Source organism: Oceanospirillum maris DSM 6286, from assembly GCF_000422865.1.
Lineage (GTDB): Bacteria > Pseudomonadota > Gammaproteobacteria > Pseudomonadales > Halomonadaceae > Oceanospirillum > Oceanospirillum maris.
The window spans coordinates 180,210-186,781 of the sequence record NZ_AUGW01000012.1; the positions used below are offsets into that span (position 1 = coordinate 180,210).

Genomic DNA, 6,572 nt, shown 5'->3' on the forward strand with positions numbered 1-6,572 from the left:
TTTAATCTACGGCAATGGCATCGTCTAACTTAACAACATTATCGAGTTCAATCAGATTAAGGGCCAACAGCTCCCGTTCATTATCCTGTAGCAAATGGGCGGGGCGGCTTGCCATCATGTCGTATACCACGCCATATTCCAGTACCCGCTGGACATAGCGTCGGGTTTCTTTAAATGGAATCAACTCAATCCATACATCTAAAGGCAAGTGCCCTCGCTGCTCCAGCCACTGCTTAACGCGATGTGGCCCAGCATTATAGGCGGCGGTTGCGTAGATTCGGCTACCATTAAAACGCTCTAGCATTTGAGCGAGATACGCCGTCCCTAAGGCAATATTTGTCTTAGGATTATAAAGCTCTTTCATATTCTTAAGCGGTTGCTTAGATTTTCGGGCTGTTTGCTTTGCCGTCGCAGGCATCAACTGCATCAATCCCATAGCACCCACGCCAGAACGGGCCATTGGATTAAAAGCGCTTTCCTGTCGTGTGATTGATAGCGCCCAATTCAGAGGTATTTTTTGCTGCCCTGTAAACGTCTGATACAAGTCTTGATATTCTAAAGGAAAGCGTAGCTGTAGATCATTCCATTTACTGATCTGGGCGGCACCAACAATCGCCTGGGAATGCCACTGCCAACCTTTTGCCAAATGAGCAAGGGCGTGTCGCTGCTCAGTGTCTAAACGGGCAAAGATAAGATTCCACTCTTGTCGCGCATAGCCAAACTGCCCCAACTGAACGAGTTCCTTCATGCGTTGCACCGCAGGCAGCATCAAGAGTTTCTGCTGTAACTCCGCTGAAAAGACCGCAGGTTCGTAGTTTAGGCTAAAGGGCTGACCAAGTTGCTCTGACGCCAAAAAACCGTAGTAGCTTCTGTCCCCTGCAATTTGACTAAACGGCACATCTTGCGCTTTACCCGTTATATTCTGCTCGGCAACAGCCTGCCAATAATGCCAACGACTGCTTAAGCGCTCTTTTTCAGGTAAGTGAGCAATCAATTGCTGCACATAACCCCAGTTCTGTTTACTTAGGGCAAGACGGATGCGCCACTGAGTAATTTCAGCGTCTTGATACTGCGGGTCTAGTTTGGCAATCAACGTCTCTGCATCGTCATAAAAACGAGTCGCAAGCCGGATAGAAAGATAATAGTTCAGCTTCTCTGCTGAGGTATGATCAACATTAAGACCCGTACGTAAGGTCAGCCAACGTTGAGTCGCTAAACGCAGATTCTTTTGTGCTAAACGCCGAATCGCATAATCAATAATAATCAGGTGTGTCTTGTTATCCGCAGAAAATGTCTTTGTTTTCAGCCAACGCTCTGGGTTATTGCGAACTTGCCAAAAAAGCTTCGCGTCTTTTTTGCCCTGTTTTTGGTCGATTTTTTTCTCAATATAGCGAGCAAGACTAAAGTTTCGGGCTTCGACTGCATTCCAAAAGCGCGTTTCAGCAATAGAAGAGGTTAACCCTCCTTTTCGCGCCCAATAGGAAAAAACAGGATCACAGCTTTTCGGCTGAGACTCACCCTGCACCCACATCGCCGTGACTTTATCCAGCTGAGAAGCTAAATGACCTAGCTTCATCTCTGCTTTCAGCATCAAACATTTATAATGACTTCCTCGGGCAGGAAACTGCTGATAGGCCGACTGATAACCACGCCAGTTCTTACGAGCGGCTAGCGTGTTTAACCATTTCTGTTGCAACATTGCCGCGGCGGGTAGATCTTGATGATTAGCAATAAACTGGTTAATCGTATCAGAACTCTGAGACTCTAGCTGACGCGATAAAATTTTAGTTTCGATGTACGGCTTTAGAGGATAATCCGCTAAACGATCAAGTCGTTGCTGCGCATAGGTTAATCGCCCCTTGTTTAAGGACGTATTCAACTCGTCATAAAGTAAACGCTGAGCCTGCAGCTTTGCCGTAATAGGGCCCGAGTCTGAGGCCAAATCCGAACCAGAAACCACAGCCGCCTCGGCAAGAATAGACGACAGAGGAAAAACATAAAGCAATAACATCAACAGTAGCGTATGAGATAAACGCGCCTTACTTAAACACCAATCTATGACATAACGATACGCGGTTCGTTTATTCGTCGACATAGCTACCTCTTCACGATTATTGTCACTTGATAGACCCAAGCCGATAAACTCAAGCGCTCGATTCAGTCCTGTACCCTATAAATAATGCCGCAAGTAAAACATCACTCAACATCGCTTAAAGAGTAAAGCATTCACTACTAAATGTAACGCCAATAGAAGACTGAAAGTCGATCATCAAAACACCTGTCAAAAAAATACCCGCTAATCAGCGGGTATTTCAATCAGAAGCCTGGGGTTTCTCCTAGGCTTTGGCCTCACCTCTAAGCTTTGGCAAACCCAGAATAATCGATAGCAGTCCCCCCCCACCTAACAACCAGCAATACTCACCTCACCTGCCCGTGGATTATGGCTGTCATCTTTATTACTGATACGGTCGATCATCTGACCAATCCAGATTAAGCCACCTTTTATAAAAAACGGGGATAATGCAGGGCATACTCAAAAGTACCGGGCTGCAGCTGATCCTGATAATTGATCACCACCATCGGCGTTTGGTTGTAGTCATAGTGCTTGAATCGAGCCATCACCGCCTCCTGCGTTTCAAAACCCGATCAGACCATCGTTCGGGAGGTTTAACGAGAAGCACAGCGGCGCCACGTCAGTGGCATCTGGCGCGTACTGTTGCTCCTTGTTACGAGTGATACTCCATGATGAACTCTAGGTGCCCGGTATGCTCATCGATTTGCTCTCCAAGTACAGTAAATCCGTGCTTCTCGTAGAACTTAATGCTAGGAGCATTTTCTTTGTAAACCGTGAGCTGCAAGCTCTCTCGCCGATTCTTCGCATCATTAATCAGGACTCGGCCCAACCCCTCGCCCTGTGAGTTTGGTGTCACAAAGATCGCAGCAAGATTGCTCTCGTAGAGGCTATAGAACCCAACGACTTCTCCCTCAGCTTCATATACAAACGTCTCCGATGCCGGAATGTATACATCACGCATCTCACTAATCTTCGATTCCCAAAATGCATATTCGATAAAATCATGGGCTTTAATCGATGCAGATAGCCAGATTGCCAAAATTTGGTCAATATCTGCTGCCCGATAATTGCGAATCATATGATTGCTTCCTAATATTCTTAACGCCGCGCTTTGGAGCGCCAGTGGAAAATAAGTCCGCCAACATGCGATTGTTATGTCTGATCTCCACCCAAGATGCTCCAACTACCAATCATTTGGTCGAGTTTTTCTTTGTAGGATTTACGCTCTTCAACTGTCTGATCAAAGTTGGCGGACAAGAAATAACCATAAACGAATTTCACGCCATTCAGACGAAACCTCGCGTTGGATTCGATCTCTTTATGAACTTCTTGAATTCTATTCTGAATAACCTCGGCGTCCGCAAGTTGCTTTTCACCATCTGTATTTTGGACGAATCTCGCCACTCTTATGACGGTGAGTACAAATGACATAGCAACCCCCTCAGGAAGCGGGCTGAAGTATCGGTTAAAAAATGAAAGGCATCCAACGATAAGAAGCATGGCTCTGTGCTCTGGGTCTGGATACATGCCTGAATCTGATGGCTCAAATAGCTTTTCATAGGCATCATTTATAGCCACCGCTATATCTCCAATTAGAGCTTTCTGTGTCATATCTGACCGATAACCTTTGATACTTCTCTGAGTTTTATTTCCAAAGGTCAAAAGAGTCATAAAGATTTGAGCGCCAAAATGATCTGCGCGAGCCTCAATAGCAATGCTGTCTAATTTTTCTTTGTCAGAATGAGAGTTATGGTTGTTCAGGTAGTGAGCAAGTTCGTGACAGAGAACTATAAGCATGAACATATAATCACTTATCGACGCGGCTTGAAATTCGCAAAAATCCTGTGAAAGCCTAATACGCATCTTTTCGCCACTGCCGGAACACGTGGCATGGGACTTCATATTACTTTGGCCGTATTCTCTTCGAACACTGAATTTTGCGCTGTTGTAGAAGAAGCTCTCAATATCTGAGAATGCTGACTCCGCTATTTGCTTTCCACTCAGTTCCATTCCCTCATCCATGTATTCCGGTCTTCCTCAAAGTGACATAACGAGGCTGTAGAAAAACCTCCGCCTCAAAAATTGATCATTTTTTGTACTAAAAATGCTGCTTCTACGTGAATTCTGGAGCAGTTTTCATCGCCAAATACTCTTAAATCAACGTAGGGGCGCGATAAATTCTCAACAACCAGAACCCGTTAGGTTTTTCTACAGCCTGAACGCCTTGCTCACCGGGAAATTGGGAGCGCAGGAGTAATTTTTCCGCGTGCAGCAATTTGTTATACGCTATTTTTGTGATGGCGCAGCAGAACTACCTGCCAAAATACCACCATCTACATTTAGCTCGATTCCAGTCACATATTTGGACTCTTCTGAAGCCAAATAAAGAGCCGCGTATGCTACATCTTTAGCTTCGCCCATTGTATTTAGAGGGATGTCTTTAGCAATACTTTTAATCGCATTCTCTCTTGCTTCCCCTTCGCCCAGCATGGCATCCCACATCGGAGTCAGAATTGCACCTGGGTGTATTGAGTTGCACCGAATGGAATAACCTTTTTCTGCACAGTACAGAGCCACCGTTTTAGTGTGGTTTCTTATTGCAGCCTTGCTTGATGCATATGCTGCGGCACCGGGAATGCCTACGATACCTGAGCGAGAAGACAAATTTACAATGCTTGCGCTATGCGTACCTTTCATTAGTCTGATAGCTTCTTTACAGCCGAAAACCACGCCATCTAAATTTACTCGATGCACTTTATTCCAGCTCTCAATATCTAAATTTTCAGGATCATGCGGGCCTGTTGTCTCAAGAAATCCTGTAATACCCGCATTATTAATTAAAACATCTAATTTCCCATATTTTTTTAAAATATGACTACTAATAATTTGCCAATCTTTTTCTTTAGATACGTCTAAATGATGGTATTCAGCTTCCTCAGCAATTGCAGAAGTAACTTTTTGGCCAAGCTCATCATTTATATCGCTTAGTATTACTTTAGCGCCCTCTTCACTGAACAATTCTGCAATCGCCTGACCAATACCTCTTGCGGCACCCGTAACCAAAACAATTTTACCTTTCAATCTATGCATGATTTCTCCTAGCGCTTATAACGAACCTGTAGAAAAACCTGTTTCTAACCCGTTTTTCCCACCAACAACTCGCTCTCTGTTGTTAATTGTTGATTGCCGGTTTTGCCGGTAATCGCTTGTTTACTCTGTGCTTACAGCCTTTTTAAGCTTTGGCTGCCTGTAAGCTCGATTCATGCTGCTTTCAGCACCTGTTCTAAGGCTGTATTGACTCTTTTTTACTGGCTGAGATGCCCGTATTTTGCCAGTTTTTCTACATTATGCACCAGGCAATAAAGTTGCCACTGAATCTCACGGCTGGAGGTGATGCCTTTAGAATAAGCAAACAGGATGATTTTTAGCATAATCGCGGGATCGTAGGATGGGCGGCCTTCGCTATCATTCTTATAAGGCTGGTGAAACGCGGACAGATCCAGCTTTTCAGCCTCTCTATAAAAAACAGGGGTAATGCAGAGCATACTAAAAGTACCGGGCTGTAACTGATCCAGGTAATTAATCACCACCATCGACGTTTGGTTGTAGTCGTAGTGCTTGAATCGAGCCATCACCGCCTCCTGCGTTTCAAAACCCGATCAGATCATAGTTCGGGAGGTTTTTCTACAGCCTGAACGCCGCAAGTAAGCGGTGAGTAACAGTTTGCTAAAATGTGGAACTAAGAAACTGTTACGAGTCCGACTTGATTGCCTTGTTATATTTTCATTTGCACGAATGCAGGAACATTTACAGGCTTATTACCTGCTGCAAAATACGAATCCAGACCATAAGCCATTTCCTCTAATGGAGCATTACGATATCCATGAATATTTATTTCTTGGATATAACGTTCAATAAAGGCTTTGCCTCCAAGTAGTTGCCACTGTAGTACATGCACAAGCTCATGAAAGTGTAAACGATGATTGCTTTCAAAACCTTTTTTTATGAAATACGTACTTTTGTATGTAATTCCATCAACGTCCATTTCAATAAAATCAGTCAAACCCATGTCATATAGCTCTGGAAAGTTTGGTTTGGGTATCTCGTCAACAACCACAAAGTAACTTGAGTTTAAAAACTCTTCAGGGTAAAAACCTTTGAAGCTTTCAGCAAATAATTTACATGAGACTCTTTGACTTGAGTACTTCTCAAGTGTTTCATCAATCCACTTCTCAATGTTATCTAGCACTGAACTCTCCATAAAAATATAACGAGCCTGTAGGAAAACCTGTTTTCAGCCAGCTTTCCCTACCAACAGCTCGTTTTCTGTTGTTTATTTCCGGTTGCCGGTTTTTGTCAGCCATCATTTGTTTATTCTGTGTTTTCCAGCCTTTTAGGCTTTGGTTGTCTGTAAGCCAAGTATCGTGCTGCTTTCAGTGCCTGTTTAAGGCTGTATTCACTCTGTTTTACTGGCTGAGATGCCCGTATTTTGCCAGTT

Annotated in this window: 5 protein-coding genes and 1 pseudogene; all 6 read right to left on the bottom strand. The window is 44.1% G+C overall.

Annotation, left to right across the window (positions count from 1 at the left end; all coding sequences use genetic code 11):
• Nucleotide 1: 1 nt before the first annotated feature.
• Complete coding sequence (locus G517_RS17915; RefSeq protein ID WP_051206111.1) at nt 2–2,095, bottom strand: transglycosylase SLT domain-containing protein; 2,094 nt, start codon at nt 2,093–2,095, stop codon at nt 2–4.
• Nucleotides 2,096–2,726: 631 nt separating this feature from the next.
• The gene (locus G517_RS0105560; RefSeq protein WP_028303590.1) at nt 2,727–3,152 is read right to left on the bottom strand and encodes an N-acetyltransferase; all 426 of its coding nucleotides are present in this window, start codon (nt 3,150–3,152) and stop codon (nt 2,727–2,729) included.
• A 74-nt stretch (nt 3,153–3,226) separates the two neighbouring features.
• A complete protein-coding gene (locus G517_RS0105565; protein ID WP_028303591.1) occupies nt 3,227–4,096 on the bottom strand; it encodes an ImmA/IrrE family metallo-endopeptidase in 870 nt (289 codons plus the stop codon).
• Between the two features lie 264 nt (nt 4,097–4,360).
• A complete protein-coding gene (locus G517_RS0105570; RefSeq protein WP_028303592.1) occupies nt 4,361–5,164 on the bottom strand; it encodes a glucose 1-dehydrogenase in 804 nt (267 codons plus the stop codon).
• Between the two features lie 278 nt (nt 5,165–5,442).
• Nucleotides 5,443–5,706 (bottom strand): annotated as a pseudogene (locus G517_RS17920) (transposase); the annotation flags it as partial.
• Nucleotides 5,707–5,849: 143 nt separating this feature from the next.
• Nucleotides 5,850–6,323: a hypothetical protein gene (locus G517_RS0105580; RefSeq protein ID WP_028303593.1), complete on the bottom strand. Its 474-nt coding sequence runs from the start codon at nt 6,321–6,323 to the stop codon at nt 5,850–5,852.
• Nucleotides 6,324–6,572: the final 249 nt, after the last annotated feature.

Excerpts from the sequence above, each read along its gene's own strand:
- G517_RS0105560 (WP_028303590.1), bottom strand. The coding sequence starts at position 3,152 with ATGATTCGCAATTATCGGGCAGCAGATATTGACCAAATTTTGGCAATC.
- G517_RS0105570 (WP_028303592.1), bottom strand. The coding sequence starts at position 5,164 with ATGCATAGATTGAAAGGTAAAATTGTTTTGGTTACGGGTGCCGCAAGA.
- G517_RS0105565 (WP_028303591.1), bottom strand. The coding sequence starts at position 4,096 with ATGGATGAGGGAATGGAACTGAGTGGAAAGCAAATAGCGGAGTCAGCA.
- G517_RS17915 (WP_051206111.1), bottom strand. The coding sequence starts at position 2,095 with ATGTCGACGAATAAACGAACCGCGTATCGTTATGTCATAGATTGGTGT.